This window comes from Arcticibacter pallidicorallinus (assembly GCF_003002875.1).
GTDB lineage: Bacteria > Bacteroidota > Bacteroidia > Sphingobacteriales > Sphingobacteriaceae > Arcticibacter > Arcticibacter pallidicorallinus.
In genome coordinates this window covers 159,791-174,589 of record NZ_PVTH01000003.1, presented here as the reverse complement: position 1 = coordinate 174,589, position 14,799 = coordinate 159,791, and the positions used below count along the sequence as shown (strand labels likewise).

10 protein-coding genes are annotated in these 14,799 nt (G+C 44.5%); 5 read left to right on the top strand and 5 right to left on the bottom strand.

Annotated elements, in window-relative coordinates:
• Positions 1–145: 145 nt before the first annotated feature.
• Complete coding sequence (locus B0I27_RS05680) at positions 146–1,567, top strand: hypothetical protein (RefSeq protein ID WP_106292261.1); 1,422 nt, start codon at positions 146–148, stop codon at positions 1,565–1,567.
• A 14-nt stretch (positions 1,568–1,581) separates the two neighbouring features.
• On the opposite strand, the gene B0I27_RS05675 is transcribed toward B0I27_RS05680, so the two are convergent.
• The 5 genes from B0I27_RS05675 to B0I27_RS05655 form a co-directional block, all read right to left on the bottom strand.
• Entirely contained in the window at positions 1,582–2,436 is an 855-nt protein-coding gene (locus B0I27_RS05675) for an N-acetylglucosamine kinase (protein ID WP_106292260.1), read from the bottom strand.
• Positions 2,437–2,439: 3 nt separating this feature from the next.
• Positions 2,440–2,829, bottom strand: coding sequence for a response regulator (locus B0I27_RS05670; protein WP_106292259.1), 390 nt, complete (start codon positions 2,827–2,829; stop codon positions 2,440–2,442).
• A gap of 66 nt (positions 2,830–2,895) precedes the next feature.
• The gene (locus B0I27_RS05665) at positions 2,896–4,200 is read right to left on the bottom strand and encodes a TolC family protein (protein ID WP_106292258.1); all 1,305 of its coding nucleotides are present in this window, start codon (positions 4,198–4,200) and stop codon (positions 2,896–2,898) included.
• Positions 4,200–7,316: an efflux RND transporter permease subunit gene (locus B0I27_RS05660; RefSeq protein WP_106292257.1), complete on the bottom strand. Its 3,117-nt coding sequence runs from the start codon at positions 7,314–7,316 to the stop codon at positions 4,200–4,202. The genes B0I27_RS05665 and B0I27_RS05660 overlap by 1 nt, the downstream gene beginning before the upstream one ends.
• A gap of 12 nt (positions 7,317–7,328) precedes the next feature.
• The gene (locus B0I27_RS05655) at positions 7,329–8,399 is read right to left on the bottom strand and encodes an efflux RND transporter periplasmic adaptor subunit (RefSeq protein WP_106292256.1); all 1,071 of its coding nucleotides are present in this window, start codon (positions 8,397–8,399) and stop codon (positions 7,329–7,331) included.
• A 167-nt stretch (positions 8,400–8,566) separates the two neighbouring features.
• Between B0I27_RS05655 and B0I27_RS05650 the strand changes: the two genes are divergently transcribed.
• The 4 genes from B0I27_RS05650 to ruvA all read left to right on the top strand — a co-directional run bounded on the left by B0I27_RS05650 (position 8,567) and on the right by ruvA (position 14,713).
• A complete protein-coding gene (locus tag B0I27_RS05650) occupies positions 8,567–10,372 on the top strand; it encodes a M61 family metallopeptidase (protein ID WP_106292255.1) in 1,806 nt (601 codons plus the stop codon).
• A 14-nt stretch (positions 10,373–10,386) separates the two neighbouring features.
• The gene (locus B0I27_RS05645) at positions 10,387–11,772 is read left to right on the top strand and encodes a LutB/LldF family L-lactate oxidation iron-sulfur protein (protein ID WP_106292254.1); all 1,386 of its coding nucleotides are present in this window, start codon (positions 10,387–10,389) and stop codon (positions 11,770–11,772) included.
• 65 nt (positions 11,773–11,837) lie between these two features.
• Positions 11,838–14,120, top strand: a complete 2,283-nt coding sequence (locus B0I27_RS05640; RefSeq protein ID WP_106292253.1) for an NADP-dependent malic enzyme — start codon at positions 11,838–11,840, stop codon at positions 14,118–14,120.
• A gap of 8 nt (positions 14,121–14,128) precedes the next feature.
• A complete protein-coding gene (gene ruvA / locus B0I27_RS05635) occupies positions 14,129–14,713 on the top strand; it encodes a Holliday junction branch migration protein RuvA (protein WP_106292252.1) in 585 nt (194 codons plus the stop codon).
• Positions 14,714–14,799 lie beyond the last annotated feature (86 nt).

Here is a 14,799-nt window from a genome sequence, read left to right as displayed (position 1 = left end):
TGAATTGATGTTCAGATTTATATCAACTCTAATACTGTGCCTTTTTGTAAATGTCGGGTTTGCACAATCTACACTTCTTCCGATATCAAACACCAATCCTAACCATAGTCTTTACCGGTTGAGTGATAAGTCAGTCCATACAGCAATGCAGCCAATCGTTATGCAAGGCGCCAGGGTGGATTCTCTTACGATCAGGGAACTTCCTGTTAGTGAATGGCATAGTAAGAATTGGATCTTTCGTAAGATTTTCACAGAGCATCTTGTTGAAGTCAAGACTGACGAGTTTGAGGTAAATTTTGACTTTTTACCGGATATGTGGGTTGGAAAACAAGGTGGTCGTACTATCTGGAACAATACACGAGAACTCGAGGTGGGGGGGCGCGTTGGATCGAAATTCTCTTTTAGTGCGTCGATCAGTGAAAATCAGGGAGTATATCCAGAGTACTACGACGCATACGTAAGAAGAACCAAGGTGATTCCTGGTCAGGGACATGCGAAGCTCTATGGAGATGACGGATTTGATTACTCTAATTCGACGGCCAACCTATCTTACACTCCTTCAAAATATATCAACGTTCAACTGGGTTACGGAAAGAACTTCATAGGTAACGGCTACCGGTCTCTGCTGTTATCCGATTATGCCTTTAACTATCCTTATTTGAAAGTTACGGGTACTTTGGGCCGTGTTCAGTATACCGCCATGTGGGCGCAGTTTCAGGACTTGTATGATATTCCTTTCGATGATGAGACGCCCTATGACAGGAAGTACGGTGTTTTTCACTACCTGGACTGGAATGTTAATGATCGCTTAAGCTTGGGGTTGTTTGAGAATGTCATGTGGGCTCCTAGGGGTGCTGAGCTAAGCTATGCGGTTCCTTTGCTATTCCTGTTGCCCACTCAGTATAATAACGGCTCTCCTGACAAGCTTTTGCTTGGTCTAAATGGTAGCTATAAGCTAAGTAAGAACTACGTTGCTTACGGGCAGATTGCCATAAATGAGTTTACCCTAAAAGAGGTATTTGCTGGAGACGGCTACTGGGCGAACAAGCATGGTGCGCAAATAGGGCTACGGGCGTTTGATCTGTTTAAGGTTTCAAACTTAAATGCGACTGTCGAGTATAATGCGGCGCGACCTTATACCTATTCCGCAAGTCAGCGTATAAAGAACTACGGGCATTTCAATGAGCCTTTGGCGCATCCTTTTGGCGCGAATTTCCGGGAGTATCTTGCTGTTTTCAGTTATAGATATAATCGCTGGCAAGCTAAGGTACAGACCAATGTATCTACTTATGGCCTTGATATAAATGATCTAAATTACGGTAAGAATATATACCTGGATTATACTACGCGTATTGACGACTATGGGGTAGAGATCGGTCATGGGTTGAAGACCAAGCTTTTTTATGCTAATACAAACCTGGCGTATTTGCTTAATCCGAAAAATAACTTAAGATTAGAGCTAGGCTATACCTATAGAAAAGAAAGCAATGATCAGATTAATGATAAACAGCAGTTTGTTGCCTTTGGATTGAAGGCATCCTTCCGAAATAAGTATCAGGATTTTTAAAGTGACATCCTCATTTAGGCTTTCACTCCTTCTTGCTGGATATACTTCAAAAGCTCTCCTATTGGTCTCTGGAGAACTTTCCCGACCTTCACATGGTGTTTATCACAAACAATCTGCAGTACGTCCCGGAAATGCCATGCTACGGAGCCAACAAAATGGCAGGGATACTTTCGGTAATCGGGATAGGGGACAATGTGAGTAACAATGAACTGTTCCAGTCCTTTTAGGAGTAGTTCTTCTATAAACTCATCTGAGCGATACTTATCCATAAAAGGGACAAAAGAGGAAAGGTAGATATTGGGCAGAGGTTTCTGGTAGACGTTCTTTATCACAACTTCCTTGTCGACCTTAAATTCCTCTTTGAACGCTCTGCGCAAGCCCTTAGGCATTGTTTCGTAAAGGAATGACGTAATCAGCTGCTTTCCGAAATATGCTCCTGAACCCTCATTTCCAAGAACGAACCCCAGACTATGCACACCGTAGTGAACTTGTTCTCCGTCAAAGAAAGCGATATTGGAACCTGAACCCAGGACACAAGTAAAGCCTTTGCTGCTACCACAGGTTGCGTAGGCAGAGCCAATGGCATCGTTTTCGACATTGATAAAGGCATTCTTGAATACGTTGGAAAGGCCGTTGGATACCATTTCCCGCTTGTCCGGGTTTGAGCAGCCTTCGCCGAAAAAGTAGACTTCGGTGATTTGATCAGCATACTTCTTCACTTCAGGTTCGTGCGCTACGAGTCTGCTGATTTCTTTGTCGTTATTGAAGTAGGGATTTATGCCTTTTGTACTGAATTCAATGGTGTTTTGAGCATCCATTGAAAGTATCCAATCTGTTTTTGAAGATCCGCTATCAGCAACTAAAATCATATCTTATATCTCTTCCAATGCCCGAGCTGTAAGTGGTTTACCTATGAAATTAGTGACAAGATTGTTTTCTTTTACTTTTCTTAGGTCGCTTGGGTCAAGAGACGAAGATAACATATATATCTTTAAGTTGGAAGGCAGCAAGTGCTTGATTGGCTCCAGCTTGTTCATGAATTCGAAGCCATTCATGGCAGGCATGCGGATATCGAGGAAAATGATGTCTGGTAGTTCTCCGGTTCGGGCAGCGTCTTTAAGATAGTTGATTGCTTCGAATGGACTGTTAATGATCTTAACTTCGTCGGCAAAGTGGAGGCTTTCTATAATCTTCGAGTTAATTAAATTGTCGACATAGCTGTCGTCGATTAATAATACCGATTTATACTTGAAGTTATCCATAACCGTATTGCTGTGAGAGATATGACGTATTTACGAAATATAAAGGAAAAAGTTTCAATTATTTTATCAAAATGTTAGATTTCCGGCCAGCTCTTTTAGTGCTATCTCGGCCTGTTTCGCCTGATACTCAGAGTCTGTGAACCTTACGGATGCTTCAAGATAGTTTCTTTGGGCCTCCCTGAATTCCACTGGAGTGACGCTTCCTAAACGGAACTTTGCCAGCGTGATGTCCATGTTTTGCTTCGCCACGTTCTGATTGCTCCTTTCCAGGTCGACAAGCTGTAGATTGGTGAGGTAAGTTTGATATGCGGAGGACAATTGTGCGGTTATGTTTTGCTTCAGTCTGTTATAGTCCAATTGGGCGTTTTCAATCTGAATCTCGGCGTTTTTTTCGTTTCTCTTCTGAAGAAAGCCATTGAAGATGTTGACCGATGCGGTAAGTCCGTAAGTGAAGCCCTGTCCCTTCGCGTCACGCGCAAAGCCGAGCTCTGAGTGTGATCTTGTGAAATTATAGCCTGTGTTTACGCCTAAGGTTGGATAACGGGTGGCTTTGACCTGCTTGAGGTTTAAGCGGGCGATGCGTTCATTGATAAAAGCGGTTTGAATGACCGGATTCTGTTGTGAGCTTAGGTTGAGCAGCTGATCGAACTTAAGTGATGGGTCTGTTACAATTGAATCACGAATAGCAAAGTCAGTGTTGACATCACGGGCAAGAAGTTCATTCAAAATTATTTTCCGTGCTCTTACCATGTCCCTTAGTCTCAGAAGGTTAGTGGTGTCGGTATTTAGGTCTACTGTAGCATTAAGTACCTCAAGCTTAGCCGCTTTTCCAATCTTGTATCGGTTTTCAGCGGTGTTCAAGCGGAGCCTGGATATGGCTACTGCCGTATCCGTCGCGTCTGTTTCTTTCTGAAGGCGGATAAGGTAATAGTAGTTATTGACCACGTCCGATACGGTGTTCAGGATAGTCGCCTTCATATTCGTCTCTCCAAGTTTTTGAAGTTCTTTCAACCTGTCGTAGTTGGCAAACATGGCAAAGCCGTCGAAGATTGTCCAGTCCAGGCCTATACCGTAATTGAGGTTGGAGTTCCTGGCGTCTTTTACTTCTCTGACCGAGCCGTCCGCCTGCGTTTGACGCGTTTCTTGTATGGATCTGTTATTAACTAAATCTGCACCAACGACCGGTAGTATCCCGGCGTTAGCGAGGCTCACGTTGTTGCGATCAATTTCTGTCTGGTTCCTGGTGATCCTGATATTGTAATTATTTTCCAGTGATATACGGATTGCGCTTTCGAGGGTTAGAACCTCCTGAGCCTGAATATTTGCGATACTAAAGATCAGGCTAAGAATACATATAAGTTTAGATTTCATTAGTGCTCGTAATTAAGCTCGACTGCTTCTTTCTTTTCGAGTGCATCGATCTCTTCCAGTTGTTTGTTGGATCTTCTGTCTCGTGACCACATGGCATAGATTGCCGGGATGACGAATAGTGTTAAGGCCAATGAGAATATGGTACCTCCGACGATTACGATTCCCATCCCCATACGGCTCTTTGCTGCTGCACCCATCGCCATTGCAATTGGTAAAGCACCGAGTGCGATAGCGAGACTTGTCATCAAAATAGGTCTGAGCCTTGCCTCTGATGCTTCAAGAATGGCTTCAATTTTCGTCCTGCCCTCCTGCCGGAGATGGTTGGCGAACTCGACAATCAGGATTCCGTTCTTGGTGACGAGCCCAATCAACATGATGGTGCCTATCTGACTGAAGATATTCCAGGTTTGACCACATAGCCATAGTGATAGCAAGGCTCCGGCAACAGCCATCGGAACAGTTAAGATGATAATGAGTGGGTCGACGAAGCTCTCAAACTGCGCAGCGAGGATCAGATAAATTAGTAGTAGTGCCAGTCCGAAGGCAAATACGGTGTTGGATCCGCTTTCTACAAAGTCCCGTGATTCGCCTCCAAGGTCAGTCGAGAAGCTATCATCCAGGATCTTTTCCTTAATTCTGTCCATCGCTTCTATTCCATCTCCAATACTCTTGCCAGGAGCCAAGCCTGCAGAGATTGTTGCGGATAAATAGCGGTTATGGTGATATAGCTGAGGCGGACTGCTCAATTCCTTTAATGTTACCAGGTTATCCATCTGAATAAGTTGTCCGGTATTGCTCTTTACGTATATGGAGGTGAGATCTATCGGTGCCTCGCGGTCCGCTTTTTCGAACTGTCCGATTACCTGATATTGTCTGCCGTTCATTAAGAAATATGCAAAACGCTGTCCGCTTAAGGATAATTGCAAGGTTTGAGCAACGTCAAGGACAGATACGCCTAAGCTTTGCGCCTTTTCGCGGTCTATAGTAATACTGATTTCGGGCTTATTAAATTTGAGATTGACGTCTGTTGTCGTGAATGTGGGATCCTGGGATGCCATGTCCAGAAACTGCGGAACCTTTTCTTCCAGCTGATCAAAGTTAGGGGCCTGGATGATATACTGAATGGGAAGACCGCCTCGCTTGTTTACAGAAATAGTTGGCTGCTCAGTAACCATGGTCTTACCCTCGCTGAAGTTCCTTGTGAGCTGGGTAAGCTTTTGTGCTATTTCTTGCTGGCTTCGTTCTCTTTCGTCGGGCTGCACCAGGTTTATGATCATCCGGCCGCTGTTGATTGATGACGATCCGAAGCCGGGAGAGGTCATCACCAGATTCACTTTCTTTTCTGGTATGGAATCATTGACCAGCTGGGTAAGTTCTTTCATGTAGCGGTCCATATAGTCAAAGGACGCGCCCTCAGGAGCACTTACTACTGTTCTTAAATAGCTTCTATCGTCATAAGGAGCGGTTTCTTTCTGAATGATGGTATAGAATAACGCGATCAGTCCTACGCACACAAGGAGAATGGGGAAACTTAACCATTTCCTCTTCATAAAGGAGGATAGGGCGTTTGCATATCCGGTGTTCATCTTGACGAAGTATGGTTCAGTCAGGTTATAGAAACGCGACTTTTTCTGCTTGCCTCCTTTCATGAGGTAAGCATTAAGCATAGGCGTAAGCGTTAAGGATACAAAGGCTGAGATCAATACCGCTGCCCCGATGACCACGCCGAACTCGCGGAACAGTCGTCCGACGAACCCTTCCATGAAAATAACAGGCAGGAACACTGCAGCCAGGGTGACGGAAATGGAAACGACCGCCATGAAGATTTCGTTAGAGCCCTTAATCGCCGCTTCTATCGGGGACATTCCTTCTTCTACTTTCTTGAAGATATTTTCGGTCACTACAATCCCGTCATCGACTACTAGTCCCGTGGCTAAAACAATTGCCAAAAGAGTAAGGACATTCACTGAGAAGCCCATCAGATACATGATGAAGAATGTGGCGATGAGGGATACCGGAATATCGATCAGCGGCCGGATGGCTATACTCCAGTCTCTGAAGAACAGGTAAATGATCAGAATTACCAGGACCAGGGCTATGAGAATGGTTTCAGCTACCTCGATAACCGACTTTTTGATAAACAGTGTATTATCTACGGCAATATCCAGCTTGATATCTTCTGGAAGTTCGTTTTTAAGCTGTTCAAACCTTTCATAAAAAGCATTGGCGATCTCAAGATAGTTGGTTCCAGGCTGAGGAACTACTGCCAGGCCAACCATGGGTTCTCCCGATTGCGTCATCTCGGTTTCGGGATTTTCGGGACCGAGAACGGCGCTTCCGATATCGCTCAGGCGAATGATCTTATCGCCGTTTGTTTTGATGATCAGGTTATTGAATTGCTCGGGACTGGACAGGTTGCCCAAGGTTTTGACACCTATTTCCGTATTATCTCCGGTGAGCTTACCTGAAGGAAGCTCCACGTTTTCCCGGGTCAAAGCTGTCCTTACATCAGCAACAGTTAGTCCGAATGAAGCAAGTTTCATCGGGTCTATCCACAATCGCATCGCATAGCGCTTCTGTCCCCAGATCTGGACACTACTTACTCCCGGAATGGTTTGTATGCGCTGGGAAATGACATTCTCTGCATAATCACTTAACGCAAGCTGATCGCGCTTGCTGCTCTGCGCCGTCATGGTGATGATCGGCTCCGAGTCGGCGTCGGCTTTTGATACTACAGGAGGAGCGTCTATATCCTGAGGCAAACTTCTGGAAGCCTGGGAAACTTTATCTCTTACATCGTTAGCCGCTTCTTCAAGATTCTTGTCGAGATTGAATTCAATCGATATATTACTTGACCCTTGATTACTCGAAGAGGTAATTGTACGGATACCATCGATTGAGTTGATTGCCTTTTCGATTGGTTCGGTAATCTGCGATTCTATAATATCGGGGTTGGCACCTGAATAGCTCGTTCTGACTGATATAATTGCAGGGTCGATCGACGGAAACTCCCGGATCCCCAGAAAGGTGTACCCGATGATCCCGAACAGGATCAGTACCAGATTGATTACAATGGTAAATACTGGTCTTTTAATACTGGTCGTTGATAAACTCATCCTAATCCTTTGTTACTTCTTTGCTATTCTCACTTTTACAGGACTTCCTTCTTTCAATGTCATGATGCCAGTGGTTAAAACGGTATCACCGGCCTTTAATCCGGAGGTTATCAGCACCTCCTTTTCTGTTCTGGAGGATGTTTCCACCATCACTTCTTTTGCCTTGCCGTTGGCAGAAACGAATACTTTCTTTCCGTTTTGAACGGGGATGATTGCTTCGCTTGGTACAAGTAAAGCATCATCTATGGTATTCAGAGGCAGATTAATGTTTGCAAATGATCCAGGAATAAGCATTCCGTCATCATTTGCTGCCCTGGCTCTCAATTGCAGTGTGCGCGTTGCTGCCTCTACCTGAGGCTCGATAGCATAAACTGTAGCACTGTACTTTTTATTGCTGCCGGAAAGCGTAAAAACGATTTTTGAATTGTTTTTTACCTGGTTGGAATATTTCTCGGGGATGGAGAAGGTTATCTTCACCGGATTCGTATTTACAAGGGTAGCAACAATTGTGGTGGGGGTAACATACTCACCCTGCGAAATGGATCGCAAACCTATGGTGCCGCTAAAGGGAGCGTTTACGGTAGTCTTTCCGAGTTGCGCTCTTATCAACTGTGTTTGTGCTTTTAAGGATCTAAGGTCTGCAAGTGCAATATCGAATTCTTCCTGGCTGATCGCTTCTTTTTCCAATAATTGTCTGGCGCGATTTTCAGTGCCTGCAGCAAGATTCTCTCTGGTGAGAGCCTGGGATAACTGTGCGCGTAGTTCGGAGTCGTCAATCTTCAGGAGAGCCTGACCCTTCTGTACTCTGCCGCCTTCCTTAAAGGAGATCGATCTTACCACCCCTGAAACTTCGCTTCGGATATCTACTTTCTCATTTGCATCGATTGAGCCTGTTACAGACAAGGAGTTAGAGAATTCAGAAGGCCTTACTTCAATACCATTCACAGCTGCCGGTCTTTGAGTGGCAGCACCTCCTTTTCCGGGACCTTGGTTTTGACTTTCTTTATTGGTGGTGATTCGATAGATGACGAGGGCAGCAAGTCCCCCTATGAGTAACGCGTAGAACAGGTATTTTAATTTCATAATATTATTAAGCAGTACTGGAGAGAAGGAGCGAAGCGAAATTTAGTTTTGATACAAATTACAGAAATTTGATGGAAAAAAACCGCTATCGTTGAGGTGTATCAAGGATTTTACTATTTTATCTACCGATAAGTGTATTATGTAAATGACTACTTTTGTCCTCGAATATGAATAAGCTATTTTTTTTCGCCACATTTCTACTTTTTTGTATGCTGCTTTCTGTAAAAAATGCTGAAGCGAAGATGGAAATCTCCTTCGAAGTGTCATTTTCTGAGCCTAATGCTCACTATGTCGATGTTAAAATGAATATATCCGGAATCTCCTCGGATTCTGTCGATGTGAAGATGCCTGTTTGGGCTCCTGGATCTTACCTGGTACGGGAGTTCGCAAAGAACGTGGAGCAGTTTTCTGTTAAGGGTGCGGGGCAGAGTTCCGTTTCTTTTAGAAAGGTAAACAAAAATACATGGAGAGTTGCGACAGCAGGCGCCAAGGCGATCGAAGTATTTTATAAAGTCTATGCTTTTGAAATATCAGTGCGGACCAGCTTTGTTGATGCTTCTCATGCATTTTTATCCCCCACGGGAGTGTTTATGTATGTCGACGGTATGTTGCAGCTGCCATCAGTTGTAACGGTGCATCCTCACCATGCCTGGACGAAGGTGTCGACGGGATTGGAGCCGGTTAAAGGCAAAGCATTTACTTACTATGCATCTGACTTTGATGTCTTGTTCGATTCTCCAATTGAAGTGGGTAACCAGGATATTTTTGAGTTTACCGCTGCTGGAGTTAAACATGAGGTTGCTATGTACGGAGGCGGCAATTATGATAAGGCTAAATTATCTGCGGATATGGCTAAAATTGTTGAGTCACAGATGTCCATATTTCAGCACATGCCTAACAAGCGTTATGTCTTTATTGTTCATAATTTTCAATCAGGCGGGGGAGGTCTGGAACATCTTAACTCTACAGTATTAGGTGCATCGCGTGATGCCTACAATACGGATAAGGGCTATAAAGGCTTCCTGGGGCTTGTTGCGCATGAGTACTTTCATTTGTGGAACGTCAAACGTCTACGTCCTGCGGCATTAGGGCCGTTTGACTATAGCACCGAGAATTATACTACCGATCTTTGGATTTCGGAAGGATTTACTGCCTATTACGACAATCTGATCTTGCGACGCACCAACGTATATAGTCCGGAAGCTTATCTCAATGTTTTATCCAGTGATATTGAAACGGTGTCTAATCAGCCTGGAGCGGGAGTACAGCCTGTAGCGGAATCTAGTTTTGATGCTTGGATAAAGTATTATCGTCCGAATGAAAACTCCAAAAACACAGGAATATCGTATTATAATAAGGGTGCGGTTTTAGGTATGATCCTCGATCTGGAGATAATAAACGCGACTAAGGGTGCAAAAGGATTGGATGATGTACTCAAGGCAATGTACGATGAGTATTTCCTGAAACAGAATCGCGGCTTTACCAGCGAAGAATTTAAGCGAATGGCGGAGAAGGTCGGAGGGATTTCTCTGGATAACTTCTATAGTAAATATGTGCATAAAGCTGCGCCGATTGACTTTCAGGTACATTTGGATCACGCCGGCTTGGTGCTTGTTGACGAGTATGCGGGTTTGAACACACCATCACTGGGACTGACTGCATCGAGCAAAGATGGAAAGCTATCTGTTGTCAGCGTAACCCGTGCCGGTACGGCCTGGACTGATGGGATCAGTGTAAACGATGAAATAATTGCGATTAATGGGAATCGTATAAATGATCAGGCGGGTATTGACCGACTGATTGCAAACAAGAAGGTGGGAGATAGGGTTGATGTCTTGTTATCGAGAGATGGACTCGTAAGAACATTGTCTGTAACGTTGAAAAAGGAAATTAAAGGAAAATTCCGCATCGAGGCAGCTAAAGACGCATCTACCCAACAATTTGCGGTAAGAAAAAAATGGCTTAATTTGTAACACAAATATCACTTATGACAAAATTTGCTGAGCAGTTTCAAGAGACCTCCGGGGAAAAGGCATTTGACCTGGACCATCGCCGGGTTATCAATTTTAATATCGGCAGGTATAATACGGCGGTTAACAGAGGTCTTTCGAGGTTGGCAAATTTAGAGCAGTCCAAGAAAAAGGCTCATGTCATCAAGTGGAAGGTGATGGAGAACCTTGATAAGCTTCTTCCTGAGTTTGAGGCGAATTTTCTTAAAAGAGGCGGTAAGGTGATATGGGCAAACGATATAGAAGAGGCTCAATCCGAAATACTCCAGATCATTAAAAAAGCAAATGCCCGGTCGGTAATTAAGTCGAAGTCGATGACGACTGAGGAGATCCATCTTAATGATTTTCTTGAAAAGAACAATATTGAGTCGCTTGAAAGTGACCTTGGTGAATATATAGTGCAGCTGCTTGGGCAGAAGCCCTACCATATTGTCACCCCTGCCATGCATTTGAGCAAAGAGGATATTGCGAAGCTTTTTCATGAGCGCTTTGGCACTCCAGCGGATGCTACTCCGGAGCAGCTAACGGCTAAGGCCAGGGAGCTTTTGAGAGAAAAGTATACCACCGCAGATGTAGGAATAACGGGTGCGAACTTCCTTATTGCCGATACAGGAAGTATTGCACTGACGGAGAATGAAGGTAATGCACGACTAACCACTACTTTCCCCAAGATTCATATTGCCATAGTAGGTATTGAGAAGTTGATCCCTTCTTTGAATGATCTGGATCTTTACTGGCCCCTGCTTTCAACGCATGGGACGGGGCAAAACCTCACGGTTTACAATAGCATCTTCAGCGGTCCGCGTCAGCAGGGCGAAACGGACGGTCCAGAGGAAATGTACGTTGTGTTGCTGGACAACGGTCGAACCGATCTTCTGGCTCAAAAAGAACAGCGGCAGGGCTTGTATTGCATTCGTTGTGGCGCATGTTTGAATGCCTGTCCGATTTACAAAAACGTTGGAGGTCATGCCTATGAAACAACCTACAGCGGGCCCATAGGTTCCGTGATTACACCACACCTTGATGGGATGGAGGATTTTAAGCATTTGAGCTATGCTTCCAGTTTGTGCGGAAAGTGCACCGAGGTATGCCCGGTAAAGATCGATATCCACAAGATGCTGCTTTTGAACAGGAGGGATTCTGTTGCGCAGGGAATGGCGCCGAAGGTGGAAGAGATAGGATGGAAAGGTTGGCAGAAAGCCATGCTTAAAAGGAGTTGGGTGGATGCAGTAGGTGGGAAAATCAAAAATCTCATGCTCAAAACGTTCTTTAAGAAGACATGGGGAAAGCATCGGGATCTTCCGACAGTTGCTCCAAAATCTTTCAGCAAGCAGTGGAAACAGGGAAAGCGGAATCTTGATTAATAAATTAACACATTTTCACAATCTTATCTGTAAAGAGTTGTAGTTTTGCCGCATAAAGGGGCCAAATGGATAAATTAAATAAACAGAAGGACGCATTAGATTATCATTCGCAAGGCAGACCTGGTAAGATCCAGGTGGTACCAACGAAGCCAACCAATTCCCAACGTGATTTAACATTAGCATACTCTCCGGGTGTTGCAGAACCGTGTTTAAAAATCGCTGAAAATACCGAAGATGTTTATAAGTATACAGCTAAGGGCAACCTGGTTGCTGTGATAAGTAATGGAACCGCAGTTCTGGGACTTGGTAATATCGGTCCTGAAGCAGGCAAGCCTGTTATGGAAGGCAAGGGACTGCTATTTAAGATATTTGCCGATATAGATGTGTTCGATCTTGAGTTGAATACCACGGATATCGATCAGTTTGTCAATATAGTAAAGGCTCTGGAACCTACCTTTGGCGGGATAAACCTTGAAGATATTAAAGCTCCGGAATGCTTCGAAATTGAGCGTAGGCTCAAGGAGGAGATGAACATACCCGTGATGCATGACGATCAGCATGGTACGGCGATCATTTCCGCCGCCGCTTTACTGAATGCCTGTGAGCTACAAAATAAAAGTCTGGAGACCATCCGAATCGTCGTAAATGGCGCCGGAGCTGCGGCAATATCCTGTTCGCGCCTTTATGTTAGCCTTGGGGCAAAAAAGGAGAATATCATTATGGTAGACCGCTCAGGCGTGATTCGTTCTGACCGGGAAAAGATTGATCCATTAAAGGCTGAGTTTGCTACTGACAAAGACTTCCATACGCTTGAAGAAGCTATGGTAGAAGCAGACGTTTTCATTGGCCTATCGGCCGCAGACTCACTTTCTGCCGAAGCGTTATTGACCATGGCTGAGAATCCGATAGTATTTGCAATGGCGAATCCGAATCCGGAAATATCGTATGAACTGGCGACTGAAACCAGAAAGGATATTATCATGGCAACGGGGAGATCTGACTATCCTAATCAGGTAAACAATGTTCTCGGTTTTCCTTATATTTTCAGGGGAGCCATGGATGTGAGAGCGACCACAATCAACGAGGAGATGAAGATCGCTGCCGTAAAAGCAATTGCTGATATGGCAAAGAAGCAAGTCCCTGAGGCTGTAATGCTCGCCTATAATCTTCATAATATTCGGTTTGGAAAAGATTATATCATTCCTAAACCAACTGACCCACGCCTGATCACAGCCGTATCATCTGCTGTTGCTCAGGCAGCAATAGAATCGGGGGTAGCCCGTGCAGTCATTACTGATTGGGATGCTTACAAAGAGGAGTTGAGCAGAAGGCTTGGCGGTGATGATGCTATTTTACGAGCGCTTAGCAGCAGGGCCAAGTCTGACCCTAAGCGCGTGGTCTTTGCAGAAGCCGACCATTATAGAATATTAAAGGCAGCTCAGATAGTAAAAGAAGAAGGTATAGCCACACCGATTTTATTGGGTAACCGCGACGCTATTCTGAAGACGATGAAGGAACATGATCTGGATCTTAATGGTGTGTCCATTATAGATCCGCTCGAAGATGATGCACGCATTCAGGAGTATGCCCAGTACCTTTATTCAAAGAGGCAACGAAGAGGAATCAGTCTTTTTCAGGCACGGAAGCTTATGCGCGACCGCAACTATTTCGGAGCATGCATGGTGGAATTTGGAGAGGCCGATGCGCTGATCTCGGGATTAACCAAGGATTATGGCTCAACCCTTAAGCCTGCTTTACAGGTCATCGGCGCTGACCCTAAGATAAACAGGGTGGCTGGTATGTATATGATGCTAACCAAAAAAGGCCCGATTTTCTTCGGTGATACAACAGTGAACAAGGATCCTACTGCTGAAGAGCTAGTAAGTATTTCACTTCTTCTCGACAAATCCGTTAGAAAATTCAATGTAAATCCTCGATTGGCAGTTCTATCGTATTCAAATTTCGGATCTAATGAGGGAGAGATTCCCGGCAAAACACGGGAAGCCGTTCGTATTCTGCACGAAAATCATCCGGAGGTTACAGTGGACGGCGAAATGCAGGGCAACTTTGCGGTTAACAACGCCATGTTACGGGAAAATTTCCCATTTAGTAAGCTAGTTGATTCGCCCGCTAATACACTGGTTTTTCCAAATCTTGAATCTGGTAATATTGCATATAAGTTATTGCAGGAATTGGGTGAAGCCGAGGCTGTTGGACCTATCTTACTGGGGCTGAATAAGCCGGTTCATGTGTTGCAGATGGGCAGTTCCGTCAGGGAGATTGTAAATATGGTGACTATTGCAGTTGTGGATGTTCAGGAGAAGCAGGAAGAAGCTACAAATAATTAACTCGTATTATGTACGCATATATTGACGGCAAACTGGTATTCAAATGCGCCACTTATGTTATCATAGAAGCCAGTGGTGTAGGTTTCCACATCAATATATCTATCAACACGTATTCTAAGCTGCCAGGAGGAGAGCATTGTAAGCTTTTCGTCTGGCAGCATATTAAGGAGGACGCTCACACGCTCTATGGGTTCATAGATGAAAGCGAAAAGCGATTGTTTTTGCATTTGATATCTGTATCCGGAATTGGTCCCGGCACTGGAAGAATGATACTTTCATCTATAACCCCAGATGAGATTCAGCAGGCAATTGTAAAAGGAGATGTGCCTTTGATTCAACGGATCAAGGGGATAGGGCCAAAGTCCGCACAAAGAATGATCCTGGAGTTACAGGATAAGCTTAAAAAAGAAGGAGCAGATACACTTACTTCTATGCCGAAATATAATACGGTAAAGGAGGAAGCATTATCTGCATTGATCATGCTCGGATTCGTGAAGAATGTCGCTGAGAAGGCTGTTGATAATGTTCTGAAGCGAGAGACGGATAGTCTTTCAGTGGAACAGCTGATCAAGCTCGCGCTCAAGAGCTTGTAATAATAAAGTAATAACTAATGGTTTGAAACCGGCCTTTGTTTTGTTTATGTGGCGCGGCATTTTTCTGCTGTTGCTTGCCTTTCCCC

Bases quoted from the DNA above. Each gene is read 5' to 3' on its own strand.
- B0I27_RS05660 (WP_106292257.1), bottom strand. From the start codon at position 7,316: ATGAGTTTATCAACGACCAGTATTAAAAGACCAGTATTTACCATTGTA.
- B0I27_RS05640 (WP_106292253.1), top strand. From the start codon at position 11,838: ATGGATAAATTAAATAAACAGAAGGACGCATTAGATTATCATTCGCAA.
- B0I27_RS05675 (WP_106292260.1), bottom strand. From the start codon at position 2,436: ATGATTTTAGTTGCTGATAGCGGATCTTCAAAAACAGATTGGATACTT.
- B0I27_RS05650 (WP_106292255.1), top strand. From the start codon at position 8,567: ATGAATAAGCTATTTTTTTTCGCCACATTTCTACTTTTTTGTATGCTG.
- B0I27_RS05655 (WP_106292256.1), bottom strand. From the start codon at position 8,399: ATGAAATTAAAATACCTGTTCTACGCGTTACTCATAGGGGGACTTGCT.
- B0I27_RS05670 (WP_106292259.1), bottom strand. From the start codon at position 2,829: ATGGATAACTTCAAGTATAAATCGGTATTATTAATCGACGACAGCTAT.
- B0I27_RS05665 (WP_106292258.1), bottom strand. From the start codon at position 4,200: ATGAAATCTAAACTTATATGTATTCTTAGCCTGATCTTTAGTATCGCA.
- B0I27_RS05645 (WP_106292254.1), top strand. From the start codon at position 10,387: ATGACAAAATTTGCTGAGCAGTTTCAAGAGACCTCCGGGGAAAAGGCA.
- B0I27_RS05680 (WP_106292261.1), top strand. From the start codon at position 146: ATGCAGCCAATCGTTATGCAAGGCGCCAGGGTGGATTCTCTTACGATC.
- ruvA (WP_106292252.1), top strand. From the start codon at position 14,129: ATGTACGCATATATTGACGGCAAACTGGTATTCAAATGCGCCACTTAT.